Annotated in this window: 23 protein-coding genes, 2 pseudogenes and 1 other annotated feature; of the genes and pseudogenes, 19 read left to right on the plus strand and 6 right to left on the minus strand. The window is 33.6% G+C overall.

Annotated features, from left to right (window positions below; all coding sequences use genetic code 11):
• The first annotated feature begins 103 nt into the window (after window positions 1-103).
• The 8 genes from ACX5JI_RS22075 (at window position 104) to ACX5JI_RS22110 (ending at window position 10,204) form a co-directional block, all read left to right on the plus strand.
• Window positions 104-883 carry a PhzF family phenazine biosynthesis protein gene (locus tag ACX5JI_RS22075; protein ID WP_459503166.1) on the plus strand — a complete coding sequence of 260 codons (780 nt, stop codon included), beginning with the start codon at window positions 104-106 and terminating at the stop codon, window positions 881-883.
• Window positions 884-897: 14 nt separating this feature from the next.
• A complete protein-coding gene (locus ACX5JI_RS22080; RefSeq protein WP_459503167.1) occupies window positions 898-1,518 on the plus strand; it encodes a YdbC family protein in 621 nt (206 codons plus the stop codon).
• A gap of 281 nt (window positions 1,519-1,799) precedes the next feature.
• A complete protein-coding gene (gene rluF / locus ACX5JI_RS22085; RefSeq protein WP_459503168.1) occupies window positions 1,800-2,507 on the plus strand; it encodes a 23S rRNA pseudouridine(2604) synthase RluF in 708 nt (235 codons plus the stop codon).
• 400 nt (window positions 2,508-2,907) lie between these two features.
• Window positions 2,908-3,136: a binding site (T-box leader), on the plus strand.
• Between the two features lie 46 nt (window positions 3,137-3,182).
• Window positions 3,183-5,108 (plus strand): threonine--tRNA ligase, encoded by a 1,926-nt coding sequence (gene thrS, locus ACX5JI_RS22090; RefSeq protein WP_459503169.1) that lies wholly within the window; start codon window positions 3,183-3,185, stop codon window positions 5,106-5,108.
• A 375-nt stretch (window positions 5,109-5,483) separates the two neighbouring features.
• Window positions 5,484-6,251, plus strand: coding sequence for an ABC transporter ATP-binding protein (locus ACX5JI_RS22095; RefSeq protein ID WP_459503170.1), 768 nt, complete (start codon window positions 5,484-5,486; stop codon window positions 6,249-6,251).
• An 11-nt stretch (window positions 6,252-6,262) separates the two neighbouring features.
• Complete coding sequence (locus tag ACX5JI_RS22100; protein ID WP_459503171.1) at window positions 6,263-8,143, plus strand: FtsX-like permease family protein; 1,881 nt, start codon at window positions 6,263-6,265, stop codon at window positions 8,141-8,143.
• Between the two features lie 191 nt (window positions 8,144-8,334).
• Window positions 8,335-9,201, plus strand: coding sequence for an ABC transporter permease subunit (locus tag ACX5JI_RS22105; protein WP_459503172.1), 867 nt, complete (start codon window positions 8,335-8,337; stop codon window positions 9,199-9,201).
• A 1-nt stretch (window position 9,202) separates the two neighbouring features.
• Window positions 9,203-10,204, plus strand: a complete 1,002-nt coding sequence (locus tag ACX5JI_RS22110) for an ABC transporter permease subunit (protein ID WP_459503173.1) — start codon at window positions 9,203-9,205, stop codon at window positions 10,202-10,204.
• Between the two features lie 44 nt (window positions 10,205-10,248).
• Here ACX5JI_RS22110 and ACX5JI_RS22115 read toward each other — a convergent pair whose 3' ends face one another.
• On the minus strand, window positions 10,249-11,949 hold the full coding sequence (locus ACX5JI_RS22115) for a pyruvate oxidase (protein WP_459503174.1): 1,701 nt from the start codon (window positions 11,947-11,949) through the stop codon (window positions 10,249-10,251).
• Between the two features lie 77 nt (window positions 11,950-12,026).
• Window positions 12,027-12,764, minus strand: a complete 738-nt coding sequence (locus ACX5JI_RS22120) for a ZIP family metal transporter (protein WP_459503175.1) — start codon at window positions 12,762-12,764, stop codon at window positions 12,027-12,029.
• An 889-nt stretch (window positions 12,765-13,653) separates the two neighbouring features.
• Here ACX5JI_RS22120 and ACX5JI_RS22125 point away from each other — a divergent pair.
• The gene (locus ACX5JI_RS22125; RefSeq protein ID WP_459503218.1) at window positions 13,654-13,983 is read left to right on the plus strand and encodes an SMI1/KNR4 family protein; all 330 of its coding nucleotides are present in this window, start codon (window positions 13,654-13,656) and stop codon (window positions 13,981-13,983) included.
• Window positions 13,984-14,342: 359 nt separating this feature from the next.
• Complete coding sequence (locus tag ACX5JI_RS22130; RefSeq protein WP_459503176.1) at window positions 14,343-14,933, plus strand: nucleoside/nucleotide kinase family protein; 591 nt, start codon at window positions 14,343-14,345, stop codon at window positions 14,931-14,933.
• A gap of 74 nt (window positions 14,934-15,007) precedes the next feature.
• On the opposite strand, the gene ACX5JI_RS22135 is transcribed toward ACX5JI_RS22130, so the two are convergent.
• Window positions 15,008-15,583, minus strand: a complete 576-nt coding sequence (locus ACX5JI_RS22135) for a histidine phosphatase family protein (RefSeq protein ID WP_459503177.1) — start codon at window positions 15,581-15,583, stop codon at window positions 15,008-15,010.
• Window positions 15,584-15,806: 223 nt separating this feature from the next.
• Between ACX5JI_RS22135 and ACX5JI_RS22140 the strand changes: the two genes are divergently transcribed.
• From ACX5JI_RS22140 to ACX5JI_RS22175, 8 genes and pseudogenes are all read left to right on the plus strand, one after another.
• Window positions 15,807-16,316 (plus strand): GNAT family N-acetyltransferase, encoded by a 510-nt coding sequence (locus ACX5JI_RS22140; protein WP_459503178.1) that lies wholly within the window; start codon window positions 15,807-15,809, stop codon window positions 16,314-16,316.
• Between the two features lie 343 nt (window positions 16,317-16,659).
• Entirely contained in the window at window positions 16,660-17,004 is a 345-nt protein-coding gene (locus ACX5JI_RS22145) for an ArsR/SmtB family transcription factor (protein WP_459503179.1), read from the plus strand.
• Window positions 17,001-17,084 (plus strand): annotated as a pseudogene (locus ACX5JI_RS22150) (DNA mismatch repair protein); the annotation flags it as partial. The gene ACX5JI_RS22145 and the pseudogene ACX5JI_RS22150, both read left to right, overlap by 4 nt.
• Before the next feature lie 35 nt (window positions 17,085-17,119).
• Complete coding sequence (locus tag ACX5JI_RS22155) at window positions 17,120-18,883, plus strand: SulP family inorganic anion transporter (protein ID WP_459503180.1); 1,764 nt, start codon at window positions 17,120-17,122, stop codon at window positions 18,881-18,883.
• A 171-nt stretch (window positions 18,884-19,054) separates the two neighbouring features.
• On the plus strand, window positions 19,055-19,396 hold the full coding sequence (locus ACX5JI_RS22160; protein ID WP_459503181.1) for a zinc ribbon domain-containing protein YjdM: 342 nt from the start codon (window positions 19,055-19,057) through the stop codon (window positions 19,394-19,396).
• A gap of 267 nt (window positions 19,397-19,663) precedes the next feature.
• Window positions 19,664-19,816: an aspartyl-phosphate phosphatase Spo0E family protein gene (locus tag ACX5JI_RS22165; protein WP_241819024.1), complete on the plus strand. Its 153-nt coding sequence runs from the start codon at window positions 19,664-19,666 to the stop codon at window positions 19,814-19,816.
• A gap of 344 nt (window positions 19,817-20,160) precedes the next feature.
• Window positions 20,161-21,303 (plus strand): annotated as a pseudogene (locus tag ACX5JI_RS22170) (RNA-guided endonuclease InsQ/TnpB family protein).
• A 158-nt stretch (window positions 21,304-21,461) separates the two neighbouring features.
• On the plus strand, window positions 21,462-22,862 hold the full coding sequence (locus ACX5JI_RS22175; RefSeq protein ID WP_459503182.1) for a protoporphyrinogen oxidase: 1,401 nt from the start codon (window positions 21,462-21,464) through the stop codon (window positions 22,860-22,862).
• A 58-nt stretch (window positions 22,863-22,920) separates the two neighbouring features.
• Here the strand turns inward: ACX5JI_RS22175 and ACX5JI_RS22180 are convergent, their stop codons facing one another.
• Window positions 22,921-23,478 carry a hypothetical protein gene (locus ACX5JI_RS22180; protein WP_459503183.1) on the minus strand — a complete coding sequence of 186 codons (558 nt, stop codon included), beginning with the start codon at window positions 23,476-23,478 and terminating at the stop codon, window positions 22,921-22,923.
• A 998-nt stretch (window positions 23,479-24,476) separates the two neighbouring features.
• On the opposite strand from ACX5JI_RS22180, the gene ACX5JI_RS22185 reads away from it, so the two are divergent.
• Window positions 24,477-25,031, plus strand: a complete 555-nt coding sequence (locus ACX5JI_RS22185; RefSeq protein ID WP_459503184.1) for a GNAT family N-acetyltransferase — start codon at window positions 24,477-24,479, stop codon at window positions 25,029-25,031.
• 87 nt (window positions 25,032-25,118) lie between these two features.
• Here ACX5JI_RS22185 and ACX5JI_RS22190 read toward each other — a convergent pair whose 3' ends face one another.
• Together ACX5JI_RS22190 and cspD are read right to left on the minus strand one after the other, a co-directional pair.
• A complete protein-coding gene (locus ACX5JI_RS22190; RefSeq protein ID WP_000286200.1) occupies window positions 25,119-25,304 on the minus strand; it encodes a cold-shock protein in 186 nt (61 codons plus the stop codon).
• 88 nt (window positions 25,305-25,392) lie between these two features.
• Window positions 25,393-25,596 carry a cold-shock protein CspD gene (gene cspD, locus ACX5JI_RS22195; RefSeq protein ID WP_000176367.1) on the minus strand — a complete coding sequence of 68 codons (204 nt, stop codon included), beginning with the start codon at window positions 25,594-25,596 and terminating at the stop codon, window positions 25,393-25,395.
• Window positions 25,597-25,842: the final 246 nt, after the last annotated feature.

Below are 25,842 nucleotides of genomic sequence, written 5' to 3' on the forward strand. Positions count from 1 at the left end.
GAGGGTTTACGAGTTGTTTTTAATCAAAGTCTATTTCAGAGCTACATATACAGGAAATCAACTCACAGTATTTATAGGTACTCATTGAATTTTAAACAAGGAAATGCAGTTAATAGCAAAGGAATTGAACTATGCTGAAACAACATTTGTTCTTTTAAAAGAACAAATAGACGAGGGATATGATGTGCGTATTTTTACACCAAATGAAGAAATTCCTTATGCTGGACATCCTGTGTTAGGAACTGCTTTTGTGCTTAGAAAAGAAATTCTTCAAAATGAAACACTTGAAAATATGTTATTACATTTTCAAGGTGGTTTTGTGGAAGTTACTTTTCATGATGAAGAAAATGTGCTGTGGATGCAGCAAAATAAGTCTGAATTTGGAGAGGGGTTGGACAGAAATGTAGTTGCAGAAGTGCGAAATATTGATATTTCTCAAATAGACATTCGATATCCAATCCAAGAAGTATCAACAGGTTTACCTATTATTCTTGTGCCGTTAAAATCATTAGCTGTTGTAAAAGAAGTCCAAATAAACAAGGAAAAATATTTTAAGCTAATCGAAAAGAGAGAGGCAAAAGGAATTATGGTATTTACTTCTGAAACGTATGAGGAAGTAAATAATCTGGATGTTCGTGATTTTGCAGAGTACTATGGTATTCCGGAAGATGCAGTAACGGGAAGCTCCAATGGTTGTTTAGCAGCATATTTAATAAAACATCGTTATTTTGATAAAAAGAAAATAAATATGCGTGTTGAACAAGGATATGAGATAAATAGACCTTCCTTGTTACATATTCGAGCAGAAGAAAAAGAAGATGTAATTGCGGTTTTTGTAGGTGGAGAAGTAACAAGCATTGCAAAATGGATATGGAATGTATAGTAAGGGGGATTCGTATGTTATTAAAAATGATATTTTGTCAAGTAGAAAAAGAGAAAAAAGGTTTGTTTTCAGAGGCGCAGGAGAGATGGAGAGGTTTACAAAATCTAGAGGGATTTCACGGGCAATTCGGGGGCTGGAATGAAGAGGAGGCCTGTGTATTTTCGGCTTGGAAAGACATGAATACATATCAACAATTTATGAATAAAATGCATGATCCAATTTTTCATAATAGTAATCAAAAGGATACGTATGTATCTTGTAAGACAGAATTATATCAAACTTTGTTTGATATAATTGAAAATCCATTTACAAATGCTATACCACAAAGTTCGTTTATAAGAACGGCAATTTGTGATGTGAAGATTGGACATGAGAAACCATTTTTACATGTGCAAGAAACAATTTGGAATAAAGGAATGGAAAAGTCACAAGGAATGTTAGGCGGCGTTGTGGGAAAATCTCTTACAAACTCTAATCGTTACGTTGTCCTTTCTTTTTGGGAAAATAAAATGTTACATCAGCGTTATGTGAAAGAAATTTTTCCTCGCTTATATGAGTTAGCTAATATAAGCGAGGATGTTGAAAACATAAATGGAAAGCAAGTTGCGTGTCTAAAAGAATGGTCTGTATATTAAGTATGAAAAAAGTGAATAAATGATGTATATCTAGAATAAATGATTTTAGTAGTTATAGTTGTATGAGTTATTAGTTTAAAAGTAGAAGGCATGCGATGAATGTATAATTGGTATGTAGTTCAATAAGGCGAATTCTTTTCTTTTAAACATGAAATTTATAGAAGACGCCATATACCCTTTCATGTTAATATATTTAAGTTATAATAGGAGGCTTACCCTTTTGTATTATATGGTAGAAGCAGTGTGAGCTTGAAATTTTTAAAGAAAAGGATGTGCCTAACTTGCGTATAAATAAATTTATTAGTGAATCCGGAAAAGCATCTAGACGCGGAGCAGATAAGTTGATTAATGAAAGAAGAGTAATTATTAACGGAAAAGTTGCCAAAATAGGTGACCAAGTACAACCAGGTGATGATGTGCGAGTAAATGGAGAGCAGCTTCGAATTGCTCGAGACCATGTGTATATCGCTTTAAATAAACCAGTAGGTATTACATGTACAAGTGAAAAGGCAGTGAAAGGGAATATTATCGATTTAGTGAATCATCCTTTACGAGTTAATCACGTTGGACGTCTTGATAAAGATTCAGACGGTTTAATTTTATTAACGAATGATGGCGATATTATTAATGAAATTTTGCGTGCTGAAAATAAACATGAAAAAGAATATATTGTTTCAGTAGATAAACCGATTACGCCTGAATTTTTAAAACAAATGGCAGCGGGTGTTAAAATTTTAGGAACAAAAACGCTTCCTTGTGAAATAACACAGTTATCAAAATATGAATTCCAAATTATTTTAACACAAGGATTGAATCGCCAAATTCGTCGTATGTGTGAAGCTTTAGGTTATCAAGTTTACACATTAAAACGTACGCGAATTATGAATATCCAGTTGGATAATTTACCAGTTGGACAGTGGAGAGATTTAACGAAAAAAGAGAAAAAACGACTATTTGCAGATTTAAACTACGAACCACAAGATTGGTAAAAAATAGAGGGTAATCCGAAACGTTACATTGTTTTGGTATACCCTCTATTCTTTTATGGTTTTAAATAAAATTTAAATCTAGGGGATAACGTGAAATATAAAATATTTTTAATTTATTTTTTTAAACACTTGCAAAAATAAATGGAATAAGATATATTAAATAACAATTAATGGATTTGATTTTAACAGCAAAGAAAAGGACACGAGTTATTTTTACCGGTTGTACAGAGAAGGAAGGAATGCTGAGAACTTCCTAACGCAGAGAAATAACTTACCACCTTAGAGCTGCACTGGGGAAAATTGTAGTATCTAGTGCCGTGTAAGCGACGTTACCGCAAAAGAAGCCATTATANTTCGTCCCTTTTATTAGGGATGAGTATGCTTTTTTTAATTTATATATTAATAAGCGAAGAAAAGGACACGAGTTATTTTTACCGGTTGTACAGAGAGGGAAGGAATGCTGAGAACTTCCTAACGCAGAGAAATAACTTACCACCTTAGAGCTGCACTGGGGAAAATTGTAGTATCTAGTGCCGTGTAAGCGACGTTACCGCAAAAGAAGCCATTATATATTTCGTATGATGGGAATCTGGGTGGAACCACGGGTAAAAAGCACGCTCGTCCCTATTATTAGGGATGAGTGTGCTTTTTTATTTATGAAATGGAGCGATAAAAATGAGAGAACAGATGATTAGTATTATTTTTCCAGATGGTAGTATGAAAGAATTTGCAAAAGGAATTAATCTAGAAGAAATTGCAGCATCAATTAGCCCAAGTTTAAAAAAGAAAGCAGTCGCAGGAAAGGTGAATGACCAATTATTTGATTTACATCGAAATATTGAACAAGATGCAGAAATTCAAATTATAACTATGGATTCAGAGGAAGGAATAGAAATTGCAAGGCATACTTCTGCACATATATTAGCGCAAGCTGTAAAAAGAATATATGGTGATGTAAAACTTGGCGTAGGACCTGTAATTGAAAATGGATTTTATTATGATATGGATCTTTCAAGCAGTATAGGTGTTGAAGACTTACCTAAACTTGAAAAAGAAATGCAGAATATTGTGAATGAAAATTTAAACATGGAGCGAGTTGAGATCACTAGGGATGAAGCGCAAAAGTTGTTTCAAGATTTAAATGACCACTTAAAGTTGGAACTTTTAGAGGCAATTCCTGAAGATGAAATTGTGACAATTTATAAACAAGGAGAATTTGTTGATTTATGCCGTGGTCCACACTTACCGTCCACTGGCTATTTGAAAGCATTTCAATTAACTCACGTTTCCGGTGCATATTGGCGCGGGGATAGCAATAATCAAGTGCTTCAGCGTATATACGGCGTTGCTTTCCCTTCTCAGAAAGAATTAGCAGATCACTTACATTTTGTAGAAGAGGCAGCAAAACGAAATCATCGAAAGCTTGGAAATGAACTAGAATTATTTATGTTCTCAGAAGAAGCGCCTGGTATGCCTTTTTACTTGCCGAAAGGACAAATCATTCGAAATGAATTAGAGTCCTTTTTAAGAGAAATTCAACAAAAATACGATTATCAAGAAGTACGTACTCCTTTTATGATGAATCAAGGTTTATGGGAGCAATCAGGACATTGGGGACATTATAAAGATAATATGTACTTTTCTGAGGTAGATCACAAAAGTTTTGCATTAAAACCGATGAATTGTCCTGGTCATATGCTTATATTTAAAAATAAATTACACTCATACCGTGACTTACCAATTAGGATGTGTGAGTTTGGCCAAGTACATCGTCATGAATTTAGTGGTGCCTTAAATGGATTATTAAGAGTTCGTACATTTTGCCAAGATGATGCCCATATCTTCGTGACACCTGAACAAATAGAAAGTGAAATAAAGTTAGTATTACAACAAATTGATTATGCATATAGAACATTCGGTTTTGAATATGAAATTGAGCTTTCAACTAGACCTGAAGATTCAATGGGCGATGATGAGCTATGGAACCATGCCGAATTATCTCTTGAGAATGTACTAAAATCATTACAGTATAACTATAGAGTGAATGAAGGAGATGGAGCTTTTTACGGTCCGAAAATTGATTTTCACATTAAAGATGCATTAAAAAGAAGCCATCAATGCGGAACAGTTCAACTTGATTTCCAAATGCCAGAGAAATTTGATTTACATTACATCGATGAACGAAATGAGAAAATAAGACCAGTTGTGATTCACCGCGCTGTATTAGGTTCTTTTGATCGTTTCCTAGGAATATTAATTGAACACTTTGGCGGAGCATTTCCGGCGTGGTTAGCTCCGGTTCAAGTGAAAGTTATTCCTGTTTCCAACCTCGTACATGAGCAATATACAAAGGAAATTGAAGAAAAACTAAAGAGCGTTGGTATTCGCGTCGAACGCGACGTGCGCAGTGAAAAACTAGGTTATAAAATTCGGGAAGCACAGCTTAAAAAAATACCATATGTTCTTGTAATTGGGGATAAAGAAATGGAGAATGGATCTGTAAATGTACGAAAGTATGGTGAAGAAAGATCTGAAGTAGTTTCATTATCTGCATTTATGGAAAGTGTGCAGGATGAAATTTATAAAAAATGTTCTAAATAAAAAAATTAAAACACACTGCTTTTAACAAGTGGTGTGTTTTTTGTTACTGTAAAAAGTTATTTACAATTGTTTTCTTTTGAGTGGTTAAATGTATGATTTGGTTTTAATAAATTATATAGAAGCACCTGCCTCTAAGCAAAGTATAGGTGGGGATTTTACGTTGTTATTTTTGAACCTGACTAAAATGTAAGATAAATCGCAAGAAAATCATCAGAAAAAGAGAGAATATTAAGAAGGAAAGTTAGCGATATAAGGTTTTTTATCAATTTCGTTATAAAAGAAGGAAAGTTAAAAAAATCTTAAGAATTTATGTAGGGGAAATCTAAGAAACGTATGGCAAAGTAATGATATACAAATGGGGATGGAGTGATAGAAATGGCAACAAATGTAGTAACAGTAGAAAGTGTGGAGAAAACATATGGTAAGCGAAATGAGAGCCAGTCAAAAGCATTAAGAGGGGTATCGTTTACGATACAAAAAGGGGAATTCGTTGGGATTATGGGACCTTCTGGATCTGGGAAAACGACATTACTTAATGTAATTAGTACACTTGATCGTGCGACAGGAGGCAGTGTGACGATAGCAGGTACAGATATCACTTCAATGAAAGGGAATGCTTTATCAGATTTTCGTTCTCAAAAACTAGGATTCATTTTTCAAGACTTTAATTTGCTTGAAAATCTCTCAATCTATGAAAATATTGCTTTGCCACTTTCGTTACAAGGGGTACCTTCAAGTGAGATAAGTAGGAAAGTAAATGAAGTTGCACAGAAATTAGATATTGTTGGAATTTTAACAAAGTATCCATCAGCTGTTTCTGGTGGACAAAAACAGAGAACAGCTGCAGCGCGGGCTTTAGTACATAATCCTGCTATTGTATTAGCGGATGAACCAACAGGTGCACTTGATAGCAAAAATGCGAAGAGTTTATTAGAAGCGATGCAAGACTTACATGAAAATCATGGAGTGAGTATATTAATGGTGACGCATGATGCATTTAGTGCAAGTTATTGTCAACGGATTCTGTTTATTCAAGATGGCTTACTTTATAAAGAATTGAAACGCCAAGGAACACGTGAGGATTTTTATCAAGATATTTTAGGTGTGCTTGCTCATATGGGCTCAGCGACTGAATCCAAGTAGGGGGCGAGATCATGTTATTGAAATTATCACGTCATAGTATGAAAAAAATGTTAAAGGACTATCTTGTTTTACTTGTTGGTCTTGTCATTAGTATAAGTATTTTCTACATGTTTCAAACGATGGCAATCAACAGCCAATTTACAAAAGATAATAGCATGATCAATAGCATTCGACTTGTATTTTGGGTGGGGGCTGTCTTACTTTCCTTCATTACAGTCTTTTATATCGTATATGCCAATTCTTTTTTGCTTACATTGCGTAGGAAAGAACTTGGTATGTATATGATGCTCGGTGCGAAGAAGAAAAAAGTAGCCCAGTTATTATTTATCGAGACATTCGGTATGGGGATTGTCAGCATTATTATTGGGATTATTGTAGGAATATTACTAGCAAGTGCAGCAGGGGATTTTTTAATGAATGGATTAGAAATTTCAGCAAAAGGCTATACGCCGTTTTATATACCTGCAGTTCTTGTTACAGGTGGATTCTTCTTGATCTTATTTATGATTACTGGATTTATCAATAGTATACGTTTATTACGTAAAACTGAACTTGAGTTACTTCGTGAAGATGAAACACAAGATGCAACAGAAAAGAGTAGACGCCGTGTTATTATTTTTGCTGTAATGGGAGTGCTACTGTTAGGAACAGGGTATTATTCTATCCTTCATATAGACAAGTTACGTGAAATAGGTTTTATACTAGCAACGGGTGCTACAACGATAGGAACATATTTTCTTTTTAGTTCATTGTTACCGTTATTTGTGACGCGGTTAAAAAGTAACAAACAACGAAACGAAACAGGTTTAAATAGTTTTACATATGCTCAGCTTCGTTTTCGAATCAATAGTTTATCGCGGGTACTTGGGACTGTCGCGATGCTGATTGCACTTGGTGCAGGAGCAATGACAGCTGGAATGGCTTTTCAAAAAAATGTTGGCATTATGACGGATTTTTCTCGAGTCTATGATGCAACAATTCATGATCCGAATGAAGAAGATGCAGCCGCATTAAAGCAAATGAAGATTGTAGAGCAACGAACTTATAAGTATAAAGTGGATGGAGAAGCAGTCTATTATTTACGAGAAGATTTAACCGAAAAACCGCCGCTCATTTCTGATCATCAAGATACAAAGAATGCAAAGGAGCCTGTTCGTAAACGTGTAAAAGAACCTTTAACGGAACCTTTATACACATCAATGGAAGCACCTGAGTCAGGAAGTAAACTTCCACATATGCCAAGAGATTGGAGTGACGCTATTATAAGAGAAGTCCAAGTGACACACAATCAATTCAACGGGAAGCCTGTTCGAATTGCAGATGAGGAACATTATCAAAAAGTTCAAGGAACAGAACATAGTGTTACGCTCGTGCAAGTAGACGATTTACAAAAGTATAAACCTTTGTTAATAGATATTGATCAGCGACAAAAAGAGTTAGTAGAAAAAGCAACAGGGGGAAAAATAGAATTATATACAAAAATGACAACGTACCAATTTATGAATAGTTTCATGAGCGGTACGATGTTTATGGGATTCTTCCTTGGAATTGCCTTTTTAGCAATGATGGCAAGCTCTCTTATGTTTAAAATTTTAATGGGAGCTTCTCGTGATGTACGCCGTTATGAAATGCTTCGGAAAATTGGGGTACGCCGTAGTATGTTATCGCGCAGTATGTATAAGGAAATTTCATATCTTTTTATCTTCCCAGCTATTATTGGTATTTCTCATATTTTAGTAGGACTTAACTTGTTCCGTCTCTTTTTAGTTGATCCGTTTGTAAAAGTATGGATGCCAATTGGAATCTTTCTTATTATTTATGTTGTATATTACTGGATAACGGTTCAATTGTATAAGAGTATGGTTATGCCAAAGGAACAAATGATAAAGTAGAGAAGTTATTACTTTACAGAAAAATAGTATGTAATTCGGAGCTTAAAGAATAAATGAACGTGTATTTCACGTTCATTTATTTATTTTGGTAAAACATATTTTGACAAACTTTCTTTCAAATTCGCAAAATATATTCCATGTTTTTTGAATATTTTGTAAAATAAAGTTATGATTTAGGGAGGGAGAATGTTATGTTACTTCGAGTTGGAAAGTGGTGGGGGGTTACTTTTTTACAACTATTTGCTGCACTGGGGTGTATTCTTTGCTTAGGGGCACTCCCCCGTTTATTTAAAGGATTACAAATGGATTCTATTGGGTATGGAAAAACGATTTTATACCTTGGTGAGAAATTACTCCACCCAGGGGAAATTATGTATGGGTTTCGTGATTCTCGAACTCTATTTCCGCAAATTTGGATACATTATATGGAGACGATGCTAGTATTTGTTTCGTCTTTTCTATTATCGCTATTCATTGCGTACGTGCTTGTTGTATGGATACTGCAGCGTTCTCATACTAGGCAACGTATATGGAGTGGGATTTTTCTTGCACTTGAAAGTATTCCGGATATTTTACTTATTTTATTGTCACAACTTTTTGTAGTGATTGTATTTCAAAAAACGGGTTGGATGCCAGTGAAGTTTGCAGGGATTTCGGGAGAAAGGGTTCGCCTTTTACCGATTTTATGCCTTACATTACCGACAACGTTATTATTTATTAAACTATTATTACTCCGTTTTAGAGAAGAGTTAGAAAAAGACTATAGTTTATTTGCGAAAAGTAAGGGGTTAAGTTTGCGGTATATTTTAACGCATCATATTTCAAGAAACGTATTACTTACTACAGTTTACTATGCGAAAACGAATATTTTATTTATGTTATCAAATCTTTATATTATTGAACGGCTCTTTAATACATATGGCATGTTTGTATTCTTAAAAGAATATTCGAAAATAGAAGTTTTTACTGTGTGCTTAGTTCTATTATATGTTCCAATTTTTTTCTTATTTCGTTTGTTACATACAATCATGCAAAATGTGATAAAGGAGCGTGTGTAATATGTGGCAAACGTTAAAACATGACGTGCGGTTTTGGATTGGTTTGATTTTTTTAAGCGGACTTATGCTTGTCAGTATCGGAAATACTCTATTTTTTGATGGGGAAATTCGGGAAGTAACGATGTTGTATAACGAAAAAGGGCAAGTAGAAGCAGCGCCTTTTCCTCCATCATCTCGTTTTTGGTTCGGAAGCGATACGAATGGGCGAGATTTATTCCAATTAATAATAGAAGGGGCAAAATGGACAATTGGTGCAAGTTTAATTGTTGCAATCTTACGAGTTATCATTGGAGGAGGATTAGGGTTACTTCTTGGTATGTATAGTAAACGTTCTTTCCCGGTTATTTCTTCATTTTTTGATCCATTTAGTATTGTTCCAATGATCATGATTTCGTATTTTATGTTAAGAGAAGTTTTATTCTTTGAAAGTGGTACTATTCCAGTTCCTTTCACAATACGAGTGCTGTTTCAAATTAGTATTCTCACATTCTTGGCTGTGCCGACTGTCATGCTGTATACGGCGCAAGAAGTGAAACGATTAAAAAGAGAAGAGTTTATGATGGCAGCAACGGTACTTGGAGGCAGTAAATGGCATCAGTTATGTCGCCATGTTTGGTCTCATCTTGTACCATCTTTTTTCTTACTTGTTGCCCAGCAATTTGTTAGCATGTTGTTGCTTCTTATGCACCTTGGTATACTTCAATTATTCTTTGGGGGAACAATATTATATAGTGGTGATGCAGATAGTGTAACAAAGGAGTGGACAGGACTGATTGGACAAAATTTTCGCCATCTGACCACACATACTTGGATCGTTATTATACCAATGTTTTTCTATAGCCTGACGATTTTGGCAGGAAATCTTATAAGTAATAGTTTACAAGGAGCGATTGGGGGAGGAACCCTTAAGAGAGGAAAAGTGAAAAAGAAAGAAAAGAAAATGAAAGAACAAGTAGATGGTGGAAGAAAGGATTTTTCTTTTCATCAAGAAGTATCTAAATAAAAAGATAGATGAGAACAATCTGTTCTCATCTATCTTTTTCCATTTTACAAAGGTGGTAAATCAATTTTTCCTTCTTCAAATAACTCTTTTAACATATGTTTCGTATAGCCTGCCGCTTGTCCAAATGTAATCTTGGCGGGCATAGGTGCTTCATTTACATCTACTATAACATCAATAATGCAAGGTTTATCTTGCTTAACGGCACTTTCAAAAGCAGGAAGTAACTCATCGATATGTTCAACACGGTAGCCAACTCCGCCGCATATTTCTGCATATTTTGCAAAATTAGGGTTTGTTAAGTCTGTACCAAATTCAACATTTCCCATCACTTCTTGTTCGAATTTAATCATAGCGATTTTATGGTTATTTAAGACAACGACGATAATTGGTAATTTATACTTAACGGCTGTAACAAAGTCATTCATTGTCATTCCAAATCCACCATCACCGCAAATTGCAAAGACTTGTTTATCTGGATAAGCAAGTTGTCCGGCAATTGCTCCAGGAAGGCCACATCCAAGTGTTGCGAGCCAACTAGAGATGATGAATTGTTGATTCGTCATCCGAAAATGGCGGGCAGCCCATACTGTGACATTTCCAACATCTACTGATAAAATGGCATCGTCGTGAGCAACATGTTGCAGGGCATGCATAACCCGCTGTGGTTTAATTGGTGTAGAAGCATCCTCTTCTTGGTTATGTAATTTTTCTTCCCATTTTTGCATCAGTTCTTGATGATGTTCTAGGAATGAATGATCCGTATGTTTTTCCACATTTTCTAAAAACCATTTCAATGTTTTATCTGCATCACCAGCAAGACCGATATCTGTTGCGTAGCGTTTTCCGATTTGCGCAGGGTCCGTATCAATGTGAAGCGTCTTTGCTTTTTCAGGTAAAAAGCCAGTGAAAGGATAAGAAGTACCGACCATAATCAATGTATCTGCCTGCTTCATTGCTTCGTAAGAAGGTTTTGTCCCAATTAATCCTAATCCCCCTATACAAAGAGGATGTTCATCAGGAATAATCCCTTTTGCCGGAAGTGTTAAAACGATTGGAGCTCCAATATGTTCTGCGAATGCAAGTAAAGATTCTCGCGCATGTTTCGCTCCTTTTCCGGCTAAAATAACAGGTTTTTTTGCTTCATTTAGTGCTAATTTTGCTAACTTAAGATCCTCTTCTTTCGGAAAGAGTTCGGGTAATGTAAAAGAAGAACTTGTTACGCGTGCACCAGCTTCCACTTCAAACTTCGGAATATCATCTGGAATGGTAAGTACAGATACTCCTTTCTTTGTATACGCCATACGAATCGCTTGATTTACAACTGCAGGGAGCTGTTCAGCTGACATAATGCGCTGATTATAAACAGCTACATCATCAAACATTCTTTCCAAGTTTACCTCCTGGAAAAAGCCTGTTCCTAGTAAATCTGATTCAATTTGACCTGTAATGGCAAGAACGGGCGCTTGATCTAGTTTTGCGTCATATAATCCATTTAATAAATGAATCGCTCCAGGCCCAGCGATCGCCATACAAACGCCGAGTTTACCTGTTAATTTTGCATAGGAAGCGGCTGCTAAAGCACCAGCCTCTTCATGACGAACTTGAATGAATTTAATTTTGTCTTGTTTTTTTCGAAGCGGTTCAATAATAGAATTGATTGAATCCCCAGGCATGCCGTAAATGTGATCAACACCCCATTCAATAAGCAAATCAACAAGTGCTTCACCCGCTGTTTTACGAAACATAATAGATCCTCCTTGTGCATCGAGATATTATTATGTTTTGGAAAAATAGGTAAAATATACAAAGATGACTCCTTATTTTAATGATGGCCAGCGAAAAGAGTAAAAACGGTTATGAGTAGAAATCCACTAATAGACCAAGAAAGGAAGGGGAGAGAAGAAAGGTGTTTCTTAGCTTTCCATATCATCTCATGTATTGTCACATACCCTAAAGAACCGATTGCACTTCCCATTATCAGTCCTTGTAAATGAATTGCTTTTCCGTTCATCATTATCCCGAAAAGTGTGCCAGTTCCGAGGATAATTGATAATAGTAGAATCGTTAATAAAAATGAGAAATATTTATGCTTTGTAAATAGAAAAGGAATAATTAAAGCTAACCCTTCTGGAATATGGTGTATAACAATTGCAAATAAGAACGGAATTGCAGTTTCATTATGACTTGTAAAGGCAGTTCCTAATGCAAATCCGCTCGGCATGTTGTGAATAAAAATGGCGAAGGAGAGAAATAAAAAAGTTTGCCATGCTTGCTTGTGTTTTTTATTTACAATCGGGGGATGGCAATAACTATCTAGTAAACTCATAATGAGTATACCAATGATAATTCCGAGCATAGGCCCAATCATTTCATAGCTTGAAAAAGTTTCTGGAATGATTTCTAGCGATAATAGACCAAGTAAGATACCACCGCAAAGTGCATATAAACGATGCATTTTCTCTTCTATGAGTTGACGTGCTGCAAATCCGACAGCACCACCTAATAATAAGCCGCTAAATGAAAAAAACGTAACGATTATTGGGATCCATAATCGCTCCATATTATCACACTCCATTTTTGTAGCCTTCATGTTTAGTTTACTATGTTAAAGGAGGGATTAGTCCAAAGTATTTTGAAGGAATTGTAGAGAAAGTGAAAAGGTGTTTGTTTAGTTGAAACTATCTTTTGGTAACAAAAAACAGTGTGAATAAAAAGGGGGATGTTTCAGTTCACGTATTACATTAATTTTGTTTTCTGGCCTGATGAGCTATGGAGGGAGAAGGACCACAAAATTAGATGTAAAATAAAAATATTGAAAGCGAAAAATGCAAGGATAAGTAATTTTTCTATACTTTTTTATTGGAGAGTAATTATTTACGAGTAGTGGGAAAATACTGCTAGCAAATAATTTGAGAAAACTATGATAAAAATCATTTCTACTCTTTTAATAGAAGTTTACTTAAAAGAAAGTATATTGGTAAAAAGACGATTAAATAAATTCCGAAACTCAATATGAACAATAAGAAGTCAAATTTATCAATAAACAAGTTATAATTAAGATTGATAAGGAAATATATTAGGTCGGAAATCATATTTGATAACAAAATAGAGGTGAAAATTACTGCGAAGCGCTTCATTAGGATCACTCCTATAAAATAATAACGATTTACTTAAAATGTCTACTCTATATAAATACGCATCGAAAGACTGACATAAAACCATTTCTTTTAGGAGGAGAGGGCAGCTGCTCGTTACTCTATGCTATGTGAAAATAGAAAGAGAAAATGAGTGGAGAACGTCTTTTGTTTTCATAACCGAGACTTATAAGCTGGAAATTTAAAATGGGAATATATGAAGGAGGGAGACAGAGTATGTGGGGAAAATTTATAAGAAATATCTCAGAGGAGTATGTATGTAATGGACCTGCTACTATAAAAAGAATTTAAGAAATCAATAGTACATTCAACATAGAGACTCCTGATGAATGGCAAAGTCTATTGAAAGAAACAGATGGTATAAACGATGAATATGGGAATTATCTTGTTTGGTCAACAAGCCGAATTATAGAGGAAAACTCAAATGTTAGAAATTACGAAGATTTCAAAGATTTGTATATGCCATTTGAGTGTCTATTGTTTATTGCAGATGCTGGGAACGGAGATTTGTTTGCGTATTCAATTTTAAATGGGGTGATACAAAAAGATGATATTTATATCTGGAATCATGAAAATGATAGCCGTACTTGGGTTGCTCCTTTCCTTCTTTACAGAAATTTATAGAACGATGGAACAATTCGTGTTTAGACAATGAAAAAACTAATTAATATACTATTTTGAATATCGACCAGTAAAGCAGTTAGGTGAAGAAGGAATGATAAAGAAAAAAGCAGTTGGTCATCTTTGTGGTAAAATCACAAATTTAATTTATATAATTTAAAAAAGTGGTCAGAAATATGCTCCTAAATTACATGCAACTGCTTGTGGAATTGAGTGGGATGGAGTATTTAAATTAGAAGGCAAACAAGAACCTGTGTTATTAAAGTAAAAGAGCAAGATTGTTGAAGATAGAAGGGTATTTCATTCAAGTGTCACATGTATTGGAGTAGAGATTAATCTTCTAATATTTTATGGAGGAGTAAATGAGACAAAAAACAATAATAATATCTATTTCGGCTGTATCTGGTGGAGGTAAGACAACAGTTACAAAGAGACTAGCTAATAGACTTAATAACTCTAAGGTTGTTCATTTTGATGAGTATGATTTAGAAGGACCAAATGACATTTGTAAATGGGTAGAAAAAGGTGCAAATTACGACGAATGGAATGTTAATCCCATAATTAAAGACATCAAGTCATTATTAAATGATTCAATTATAAATTATATTATTTTGGACTATCCGTTTTCGTACCTTAATAATCAGATGAAAAATTTGATAGACATTTCATTTTATATTGACACACCATTAGATATAGCAATAGCAAGAAGATTAATTCGTAATCCTTTGAATTCTATTGATGAAGTCATTTATGAATGCGAGATGTATTTGAATGCTGGAAGGCAGGCATACCTAGAGATGGAGAAAAGTGTTAAACCAGATTCGGACTATATAATTGATGGTCAAATGAATGTAGAGAATATTGTAGAAGCAATAATAAACAAACTTTATTCAGAAATAAGTGCTGTAAATAATGAAAATATAAAAAAACTTGGCGGGAGAAACAATATCTAAATGATTAAAGGGGATTGTTAAAAAACAACAAAGAAGACCTTATTAGTAGGTCTTTTTGTTGGAATTTTAACGAGTTATTCTAAATGTACCGTGCAATTATATAATTCAGAATCCCAACCATTTTCTAACTTTCTAATTTTCGTTATGGATGTATTTTTGAGAGAATCAGTCATGTTCGAATGCGGTACTAATTCTTTAAGAAGATGCTTAATAAATGCACCATGACTAACAATTAAGATGTTTTTGTTAGGATATTTATATGTAATTTCTTCAATAAAAGGTATAGCTCTTGCTGTAACACTATCAGTACTTTCAATTCCTAAATCAAGCTCTCTCCAATTCTTTCCCCATTTTGAAATTCGCTCTTCTTCAGTTGTTCCTTCAATTTGACCGCCGCCCACTTCACGAAGTCTAGGGTCTAAATGAATTTCTATATTTTCAATGCTTTTTCCTATTGTTTCAGCGGTTTGCTTCGCTCGTAGTAAATCGCTAGAATAGATCAAATCCCAATTTTCTATAGCTAAACGTTCTGCTAGTTTATGAGTATCAGAGAATCCGTCTTGATCAAGGGGGGTATTTGAATTTCCTTGTGCTCTACCTTCTTTATTCCAATGTGTGCTGCCGTGGCGGATAATACCGAGTGTAGTCATATGAAAACCTCCCAATTTGTAGTTTTTAGAAAAATGAAAACAACTTAACTATTATATAGTAATTCGAGTGATAAAAAAAGGAAAACCTGTATTTTATATACAAAATTTTCAAAGGTATTGTTATTGAAACAGATAAATGAGGAGATTCACAAATACATACAAGTAGGATTTTTATATGGAAATAAAGAACCTGTAATGTAGGAGTTAAAAAGGAGGAAAAGCGATGGAATTCACGATTCGTGCAGTAGAAATACAAGATGCTAGAGGCATTCATCGTATATGCATACAAAACGATGTTTTACCTTATATGGTGTTTTTGCCTAGCATGCGGGTGGATGCAATGGAAAATAGAATTCGAAATTTAGCACCGAATCAATTTGAATTTGTGGCTGAGTATGATGGAAAAGTCGTTGGATTTGTTGGTTTAACGCAAGGACAAGGAAGAAGATCACATTCAGGAGATTTATTTATTGGGGTAGATAGTGAATATCATAATAAGGGCATTGGAAAAGCTTTGCTGACAAAAATGCTGGACCTTGCAGACAATTGGTTAATGTTAGAGAGGGTAGAACTTGGTGTTTTGGAAATAAATTCTGGTGCAAAAGCTCTATATGAAAAATTTGGATTTCAAGAAGAGGGTGTAAAAAAGGGGAATTTAAAAGCGCATGGTAAGTTTATTGATGAAATTATGATGAGTCGTTTTCGTCCAAATGGTTTCATTGTACATAATTAAAAGTTGTTGATCGACAATAAAGTTATTTAAAACCGCCCATGAGATAAGGACCGTCTATTGTTATTCAATTGAAGTAATGTAATTCACAATACAGTGATGTTAAAAAAACTGTTACAAACACCGTCTAGGATAACTAGACGGTGTTTTGTGTGATTATAAGAACAGAATTAAACATCTGTATTGTAACTGATCATATAGATGCTTTTTTCGGATTCTTTTTTAACGTTTCAAAATTTGTATTGAAAATTGTAAGTTCTAGAAGTATCATATACATATTCAAACATTTGAAGATGTATATGATACTTTGGGAGCTTTAATTAAAATAAATACTAGAGGTGTTTTAATGGGAACCGAAATGCAACAATTTAAAGCTGATTTTTTTAAAGCCTTATCGCATCCTTTACGAATAGGTATTTTAGAAGCGTTGTCAGAAGGTGAAAAAAGTGTAAATGAAATTCAAAGCATTCTTAATAAGGAAGGTTCTGCTGTTTCTCAACAGTTAAGTGTATTACGTGCTAAAAATATTGTTGTCGGCACCAAAGATGGCAAACGAGTTTTATATTCTCTGCGGGATCCTATGATTATGAATTTATTAGTAGTAGCAAGAAAGATCTTTAACAACCATTTAATCGATACGATTTCAATGTTAGAAGAGCTAGATGAAACGGAAGATGAAACGATAGGTTGAGCATTGAAGTTAAGAAAGAAGATGTTATTCAACATGGCATGGAAATATTTTGCTCAATAGGAGCTCATCATGTTTGTAATCCAGAGTTATTAAAAATAGAAAAGAAGGGTTTGTAATGAAAGAGTTATTTACGGGAAGGTTTGAAGGATATTCATGGGGGCATTTTCAAAAGGATCTTCTTTCAGGAATGATTGTTGGAGTTGTTGCGATTCCACTTGCTATGTCTTTTGCTATAGCTTCTGGTGTTAAGCCGGAGTATGGAATTTATACAACATGTATTGCTGGTATACTCATTTCGTTATTTGGTGGCTCAAAGTATCAAATTGGAGGGCCTACAGGTGCTTTTGTTCCGATTCTTTTAGGAATCGTCATTACCTATGGGTATGGAAATTTGCTACTTGCTGGTTTATTAGCTGGAATTATCTTATGCCTTATGGGGATTTTTAAACTAGGATCTTTAATTAAGTTTATTCCACGTCCTGTAACAATTGGTTTTACATCAGGTATTGCTGTCATTATTTTTACAGGGCAAATTGCTAGTTTTTTAGGTCTAACAGGTATAAAAAAGCATGAAGAATTTATAGCAAATCTGCAGGAAATTTTTATTCATATCAGTACTGTCAATTTTTACAGTGTTTTAACTGCTTTGATTTGTTTTCTTGTCATACTCATCACACCAAAGATTTTACCAAAAGTACCAGGTTCATTAGTAGGTGTTGTGATTTCAACTGTAATTGCAACTATATTTTTCTCAGGTCATGTACCTACTATTGGTACAGCGTATGGTACGATTCCCAATACACTTCCTCAGTTTAATACACCAGAAATCACAATAGAGCGTATAGAACAATTAATTGGGCCTGCATTTGTTATTGCCATGTTAGGTGGTATTGAATCTCTTTTATCCGCTGTGGTGGCAGATGGTATGACAAATAGTAAACACAACAGTAATAAAGAACTTATTGGTCAGGGAATTGCCAATATTATTACACCATTATTTGGAGGTATCCCGGCAACTGGAGCAATTGCTCGTACAGCAACTAACATTAAGAGTGGAGCAGTTTCTCCAATATCAGGTGTTATTCATGGAGTATTTGTATTATTCACACTCCTATTACTAGCACCATATGCCTCACATATTCCACTTGCTAGTATGGCTCCCATTTTAATGGTGGTTGCTTGGAATATGAGTGAGCAAAAACATTTTGTTCACATACTTAAAATGAAGGCAGGAGATTCTCTTGTATTACTTGTAACATTTTTACTTACTGTATTTACTAGTTTGACAACGGCTGTGGAAGTCGGGATTATTTTAGCGATTATTTTGTTTACAAAACGTATGAGTAATATGCTTGTTATATCTAAGGTGCTTCCGGATCATACAAAAAAGAATGAAAAATTGTTACCACATGTGGTAACAAAAACTCACGACTGCCCACAAATTAGTATTTATACAATAGAAGGACCATTATTCTTTGGAGCTGCTCAAACATTTGAACAAAACATTTTAGCGACCATTCATTATAAACCAAAGGTTTTAATTTTACGTATGGGAAAGGTTCCTTTTATTGACACAACAGGAGAATCCTATTTTAGGAATATTGTCCGACATTTTAAAAGCCAAGGTGGTGTACTTCTCATTTCGGGAATTCAATCAGAGTTAAAAACAACGCTAGATAAGAATGGACTGTACGCCGAGATTGGGGAAGAAAACTTTTTTGACCACACAGGGGAAGCCATTAACTACGCTCTAAGACATTTGAATACAAAAAAATGTATAGGGTGTAAGCATTTCGCTTTTCATGAATGTACCGGGCTTTCTCGGCAACCTCAGGAAGTGAATGCAATAAAGAATAAGTCAGCTGCATTAGATTTTTAAAAAATTCACTTTCTGATTTTAATTGTGATGAATGGGCAACATCAAACATGAGCATTAAGAAGTTGGAAGATATGCGATAAAATAGATGTTTGTTTACGAATTTGAAAAAAGAAAATTGAAAATAATGCATATATATTAGAATGAATGATAAAGAGTGGAGGAAATAAAAATATGTCTAATTTACCAAATTGTCCAAAATGTAATTCAGAATACACTTACGAAGATGGGAATCTTTTTGTTTGTCCAGAATGTGCTCATGAATGGACTTTAGAATCAGAAATTGAAAATAGTGAAGATGCAAAGGTAATCAAAGATGCAAACGGAAACGTCTTAAACGATGGTGATTCTGTAACAGTAATTAAAGATCTTAAAGTAAAAGGAACTTCATTGGTTGTGAAAATCGGTACAAAAGTAAAAAGTATCCGTTTAGTAGATGGAGACCATGATATTGATTGTAAAATAGATGGTTTTGGAGCTATGAAATTAAAATCTGAATTTGTTAAAAAAGTTTAAATGAGGGTTTTATAAAATAAAACTAGTTTGAGCTAATTGTTTTAGGCCAATGGATGTACAAATCAAATAACCTTAAAAATAGAAAGACCTCATTCAAGAACATTTATCATGAATGAGGTCTTTCTATTTTTTTGAAACCATCTTGAACATACCCTTTTGTTTCTTTCTTCAAGATGTAAGATTGACTTGAAAATGATACTTTTACTTATTATGTAAATACTCTATACTAGAGTACATACATTTTAAATTGGAGCGATTAAATAGGATATGGAGCTGAGAAAATTAGAACAAATTATTGAAGTGAAAAAAGAAGAATTATTTACACTAGTGTCCAATTATGGATTTCAACATGAAAAGGTACTTACAGTAAGCCAAGAACTAGACAAATTAATTAATTATATAATGTTATTGAAAGCATAAAGTAGACACAGTATGTACATTTTACGAACTTTGTCAGCTGCTAGTCGAGAAAGTGCACTTTTAGGTTATAATAATAAAGGAATGAATTATAACCGTAAAAAATGGCACGATTTCATCAATACATGCATGACAAATAGATACAATTGTGATTACGCATAAAGATAGATTGAGTCCTTTTGGTTATGATCGGTTCGAAAGACTCTTAGATTCATTCAACTTAAATAATGAAAGCCTTTCTCCGCAAGAAGGACTTGTTCAAGGTATGATTTCTATTCTCCATATTTTTAGCTGTAGAATTTACGGTTTAAGAAAATATAAAAAGAAAATCAAAGAGGATGAGGCTGTTGAAAAAAGCATACAAAACAGAAATCAAACTCACTGATATTCAAAAAAACAAAGTTCTTCAAACGATTGGAGTAAGTCGATATATTTACAACTGCTATATCGCCCATAATAAAGAAATATACGAAAAAGAAAAGGAATTTATCAGTGGAATAGACTTTCCTAAGTGGTTGAATAACGAATATATTCCGAATCATAGAGATAAAATATGGATCAAAGAAGTATCTTCTAAAGCAACGAAACAAGCTATTATGAATGGAGAAAAAGCATTTCAAAATTTTTTCAAAGGAAGAACAAAATTTCCACGTTTCAAAAAGAAGCGCGACCAAGATGTGAAATGCTATTTTCCGAAAAATAACAAAACAGATTGGATCATCGAACGACATCGTATTAAAATACCTACCATTGGATGAGTACGATTAAAAGAATTTGGTTACATCCCCACGAATGCTAAAGTAAGTAGTGGAACTGTTTCTCAAAAGGCAGGTAAATTCTTTGTATCTGTACTTTGTGAAGTGAATACAAAGAATACGCAAATAAACACACAAGATGGTATAGGTGTAGATATTGGAATTAAAGATTTTGCAATTTGTAGTCATGACTTTACTTTTAAAAATATCAATAAAACACAGAAAATAAAAAGATTAGAAAAATCTTTAAGTCGTAAATATGAACATTTAAAAAAGAGAGGTGAAAAATCTGCCACTAAAAAGAATATCAATAGACAAATTTTAGTGATACAAAAACTTCATAATCACCTCGCGAACATCCGCGAGGAATATATTAGATATGTTGTAAATACTTTAGTGAAAGCCAAACCAAAGTATATAACAATTGAAGATTTGCATGTTAAAGGGATGATAAAAAATCGTCATTTGTCTCGTGCAGTATCTGTGCAGAAATTCTATCGTTTTAAAGAATGGTTGATGTATAAATGCAATGAATATGGTATCGAATTAAGAATGGTACATCGTTTTTATCCTAGTTCAAAAACATGTTCTTGTCGTGGATATAAAAAAGTTGACTTGCGTTTATCTGATAGAATTTTTAAATGTGATAACTGCGATGTTGAAATGGATAGAGACTTTAACGCAAGTCTAAATTTGAAATATGCAACAGAATATACGATCATCACATCTCGATAACGTATATATGTAGGGTGGGCTACATCCGAATTTACGCTTGTGGAGTTCTATATCAAATTGTGGTAGCGAGTAAGTGGCGAAGCGAGGCACATAGAAGCAAGAATAATCTAACGTAGATGATTATGTTTGTCTATGTTTTTAGTAGCAGTGCAGCAAGTATGAAAACAGTCGTTGTCATAGGTGGAGGAATTACAGGACTTTCTACGATGTATTACTTAGAAAGACTAAAAAAGGATTCCAATATAGATTTAAAGTTAATCCTTGTAGAAAAAAATGAATCCTTAGGCGGAAAAATTCACAGTGTGAAAGAAAAGGATTTTATTATGGAAACGGGTGCCGATTCAATCGTTGCTCGAAACGAAAATGTAATGCCGTTTATAAACGAATTGAATTTAGAAGACGAAATGGTATATAACGAAACGGGTATTTCTTATATTTACTCAAATGATATGTTACATCCGATTCCTGCTGACACAGTATTTGGGATACCGATGAGTGTAGAGTCGTTATTTAGTAGTACGTTAGTTTCAACGAAGGGGAAAATCATTGCGCTAAAAGACTTTATTACAAAGAATAAAGATTTTACGAAAGATACATCGCTCGCTGTATTTTTAGAAAGTTTTTTAGGAAAAGAATTAGTTGAGAAGCAGATTTCTCCCGTTCTTTCAGGAGTGTATTCTGGTAAATTGAATGAGCTTACAATGGCGTCTACACTACCATATTTACTTGATTATAAAAATACATATGGCAGTATTATAAAAGGCTTTGAGGTTAATAAAAAAAAGTTTCAGACTGCTGGGAATAAGAAGTTTTTATCATTTGAAAAAGGGCTTTCTACGATTATTACTCGTTTAGAAGAGAAATTGGCAGAGACAGAAATACAAAAAGGAGTAGTAACGACGAATGTACAAAGAGTCGGCGATGGATATGAAGTCTCATTTTCAAATAAAGAAACGATAAAAGCAGATTACGTTGTTGTAGCTACACCACATGATGTTGCACAAACGTTGTTAAGTTCTAATGAATTAGATTTTGATTTCAATAAGCTAAAAAACTCTTCGTTAATTAGCGTTTATTTAGGGTTTGAAATAGCTGATGAACAATTACCGGCGGATGGAACGGGTTTCATCGTTTCAGAATATAGTGATTTACTTTGCGATGCATGTACATGGACGAGCAGGAAGTGGAAGCATACATCAGATAAACAAAATTTATTGGTGAGATTGTTTTATAAAAGTTCGAATCCGGCTTATGAAAAAATAAAACATAAAAGTAAGGAAGAATTGATTCAATTGGCCGTATCTGATATTGAGAAAAGTCTTGGAATTAAAGGAGAACCGCAAGTTGTTGAAGTTACGGACTGGAAAGATTTAATGCCTAATTATCATTTAGAACATAATCATGCCGTTCAATCTTTAAATGAGAAAATATCAGCTGTTTTTCCAAAAGTGTATCTAGCTGGAGCTTCATACTATGGTGTAGGTATAGGAGCTTGTATAGGAAATGGAAAGGAAACGGCAGAGAAGATTATAAGAGCATTGAACAATCGACTTGAATAATGAAATTTTTATATTTTTAACGAAATCCCACTTTAGTACAAGAGTGGGATTTCATTTATTATTTAACCTTGATTAGAACTTCTGCACGTGTAGTTTTATTTTCTGTAATGGTTAATGTGACGTTTCCAGATTCTTTAAATGAATAAGGCGAGAGCGCATAAATTTCTTTTATTTTATATTTTTCTTGCAGTTCTTTTGTGGATGTGTTTTTTATTAGAGATATATTCGGTTTCCAAGTTTCTGTTTTACCAGAAGGGTAGCTTATGATAATTTGAGGATTTTCTAAACTCAGTGTTTTCCAAGATGCAAAATAAAGTTCGGTTTCTTTTTCTTTTTTGATTATTTGTTCTGAAAAATAACCTAATTCACCAATATCACCTGAAATAATATATTGTGTGTTGTTTATTTTAATATGTAGCAAGGAAGGTTGATACGTAGCTGCGTGATAAAATCCATATGAAAATGATAATGCCGAGGCGATTACAAGCCCGATTATAAATTTTTTTAAGTTATTTTTTTTGAAACTTGTCATCATCGCCGAGTTGGGTGCGAATTTTTGTGCAAATAAAAAAACAAGTAACATGAACAAGAGGGCAATGCCTATAAAAATATACATACTTTTCATTCACCTCCTTTAATATGAGTTTTATCGCTGCAAACATATTTTGTTGTTCACTAATATATTAACGTAAATATACAATTTATTACTGTATAGAGCGTGGAGTCATGCGAAATATGAATGTATCACATACATTCATATTAGGGGAAGAAGTTTCCTATTAATATATGAATATGGATCATTTTTAGAGAGATGCTAGTTATACTAAGCATCTCTTTAAATGCCGAGGAATTAATCCTTCTTTTTATTTGTTAATTCCAATTTCCATGTTCAGAATAGTAGTAGAAATCCGGTTATGGTAACCATAATGATTGCGGTTACCGTTAAATTAGTAAACATAAGATTTTTGTTTTGAATTTCTTTTTCAGTAAGTATTAGAAATACTTGGTTCAATGATATATGATTGAGAAAACTACTTAATAAAATGAATAGAACGAAACAAATTTGGTTAATGATAATTCCTAGTTTAGACCGGCGATTACGTAATGAGAAGCTAGAATCTTTAAATGATTCAGTAGCATCATAAGCAAGGCGGTTTAATTTTCTAGCTTGAAGTGAGGAAAAAAGTCCTACTAGCAAACAACTAATTGTAATTGTCCATGGTGTTGTAGTGAATAGTAAGCCTAAAAAAGAGCCAATATTTATTACACTTAATGGGTGATAACGTTTGAAATGATTAATGATACTGTTTCCTATATAAAGATGGAAAAAGCATCAAAAAGGGAAAAGGGATTATTTGAAATATTCATATAGTATTTTTTGATTGTACAGAAAATTTCCGTATGTTAAAATGTCTAAAAGAAAATAATTAAGATTATTAACTTTGCTAGATCTAAAACAAAGTTAATGTTGTGTATATAACGAATAAATTAAGAAAAATAAAGAGAAAGCCTGTTTCATCTATTTTGAAAACAGGCTTTTATTTATAATACATCTTCCAATAAGAGAAAGATTTTCTGGTATAATAAATCAATAGAAAGAAAAGGAGGGTTTTCATGACATTTCCTGCTTTAGAAACAGAACGGTTACGTCTAGTTGAAATCGAACAATCGTATTGTCAAAAAATATATGAAATTTTTTCACTCGAAGAAGTCACGCGCTATTATGGAATGAATTCTTTTACAGAATTTGGCCAAGCTTCCCGTATGATTGAATCTTTTTCAAAAAATTATTTTGAAAAGAGTGCGATTCGCTGGGGGATTGTATTGAAAGAAACCAATACGTTAATTGGTACAATTGGATTAAATAATTTACAACTTTGGAGTAAACGTTCTGAGATTGGTTATGATTTACATCCTTCTTATTGGAGAAAGGGCTATGCAACGGAAGCTGCACAACAAATTATCATGTACAGTTTTCAGGAGCTTGGAATATTTAGAATTGGTGCGATTACATATCCTGAAAATATAGCATCTTGTAATATGTTATCCAAAATAGGATTTCAGAAAGAAGGACTTTTAAGAGGGTATATTCATCAAGGGGATCAGCAGCGAGATGTATACATATATTCTATTATACGAACAGATTTAGAAAAGAACCATGACATATAACATGCATGGTTTTTTGTATAATTAAACTGGAGATAGTGCTGAAAAATAAAGAACCCCTCTTATCAAAATAAGAGGGGAATGAAGCAATTAACCTAGTTTAGGTAATAAACGTTCTCCACTTTTCATGTTACTTTTACATAAAGGGCATTTTGGCTCTTCTTCAAATGAAAAGTTCTTTCTCATCCATCCTAAACAATCCTCTGATTCACATTCCCAAACAGGGGTTTGTTCTGGTGGTACTTCTGCTACATCATTCTTTCGATTGCGATACATGTGACCACTCCTTTTATGTAAAGTGTTTGAATAATATATTAAAAAGGTTGTTAACCGTGCGATGGTAACAACCTTTTTATTGTTTAAATTATAGCTTTACAACGTTTTTAGCTTGAGGTCCGCGGTTACCGTCTTCAACTTCGAAGCTAACTTCTTGACCTTCGTCAAGAGATTTGAAGCCGTCGCCAGTGATAGCAGAGAAGTGAACGAATACATCGTTACCGTCTTCAACTTCGATGAAACCGAAACCTTTTTCGCTGTTAAACCATTTTACTTTACCTGTTAATGTCATGGTAAGTGCCTCCTAAAAGTAAAAAAAATAAATTACAATATGATCGGTCTTATTTCAACGAAAATAAAAATTCACATATTATCAAAAATCCATGAGGGATACTTATTAGCCTAAATAGATGCTTGATAATATGTAAAATGAAATTTTCATGAATTTGACCTTAAGACCTATCTTACAACAAATGGTGGGAAATAGCAAGTGTTGGAAATGAATGGGGATTTTTTGGTCATTATTGTTTTAAAAGGT

It is taken from the genome of Bacillus sp. C1 (assembly GCF_054570475.1).

Coding starts and splice junctions, on each gene's coding strand:
- ACX5JI_RS22115 (WP_459503174.1), bottom strand. CDS start 11,949: ATGTTTCGTAAAACAGCGGGTGAAGCACTTGTTGATTTGCTTATTGAA.
- ACX5JI_RS22095 (WP_459503170.1), top strand. CDS start 5,484: ATGGCAACAAATGTAGTAACAGTAGAAAGTGTGGAGAAAACATATGGT.
- ACX5JI_RS22175 (WP_459503182.1), top strand. CDS start 21,462: ATGAAAACAGTCGTTGTCATAGGTGGAGGAATTACAGGACTTTCTACG.
- ACX5JI_RS22160 (WP_459503181.1), top strand. CDS start 19,055: ATGTCTAATTTACCAAATTGTCCAAAATGTAATTCAGAATACACTTAC.
- ACX5JI_RS22120 (WP_459503175.1), bottom strand. CDS start 12,764: ATGGAGCGATTATGGATCCCAATAATCGTTACGTTTTTTTCATTTAGC.
- ACX5JI_RS22075 (WP_459503166.1), top strand. CDS start 104: ATGCAGTTAATAGCAAAGGAATTGAACTATGCTGAAACAACATTTGTT.
- ACX5JI_RS22105 (WP_459503172.1), top strand. CDS start 8,335: ATGTTACTTCGAGTTGGAAAGTGGTGGGGGGTTACTTTTTTACAACTA.
- ACX5JI_RS22130 (WP_459503176.1), top strand. CDS start 14,343: ATGAGACAAAAAACAATAATAATATCTATTTCGGCTGTATCTGGTGGA.
- ACX5JI_RS22135 (WP_459503177.1), bottom strand. CDS start 15,583: ATGACTACACTCGGTATTATCCGCCACGGCAGCACACATTGGAATAAA.
- ACX5JI_RS22185 (WP_459503184.1), top strand. CDS start 24,477: ATGACATTTCCTGCTTTAGAAACAGAACGGTTACGTCTAGTTGAAATC.
- ACX5JI_RS22155 (WP_459503180.1), top strand. CDS start 17,120: ATGAAAGAGTTATTTACGGGAAGGTTTGAAGGATATTCATGGGGGCAT.
- ACX5JI_RS22100 (WP_459503171.1), top strand. CDS start 6,263: ATGTTATTGAAATTATCACGTCATAGTATGAAAAAAATGTTAAAGGAC.
- cspD (WP_000176367.1), bottom strand. CDS start 25,596: ATGACATTAACAGGTAAAGTAAAATGGTTTAACAGCGAAAAAGGTTTC.
- ACX5JI_RS22140 (WP_459503178.1), top strand. CDS start 15,807: ATGGAATTCACGATTCGTGCAGTAGAAATACAAGATGCTAGAGGCATT.
- ACX5JI_RS22180 (WP_459503183.1), bottom strand. CDS start 23,478: ATGTATATTTTTATAGGCATTGCCCTCTTGTTCATGTTACTTGTTTTT.
- ACX5JI_RS22110 (WP_459503173.1), top strand. CDS start 9,203: ATGTGGCAAACGTTAAAACATGACGTGCGGTTTTGGATTGGTTTGATT.
- ACX5JI_RS22145 (WP_459503179.1), top strand. CDS start 16,660: ATGGGAACCGAAATGCAACAATTTAAAGCTGATTTTTTTAAAGCCTTA.
- ACX5JI_RS22080 (WP_459503167.1), top strand. CDS start 898: ATGTTATTAAAAATGATATTTTGTCAAGTAGAAAAAGAGAAAAAAGGT.
- ACX5JI_RS22165 (WP_241819024.1), top strand. CDS start 19,664: ATGGAGCTGAGAAAATTAGAACAAATTATTGAAGTGAAAAAAGAAGAA.
- ACX5JI_RS22190 (WP_000286200.1), bottom strand. CDS start 25,304: ATGTATCGCAATCGAAAGAATGATGTAGCAGAAGTACCACCAGAACAA.
- thrS (WP_459503169.1), top strand. CDS start 3,183: ATGAGAGAACAGATGATTAGTATTATTTTTCCAGATGGTAGTATGAAA.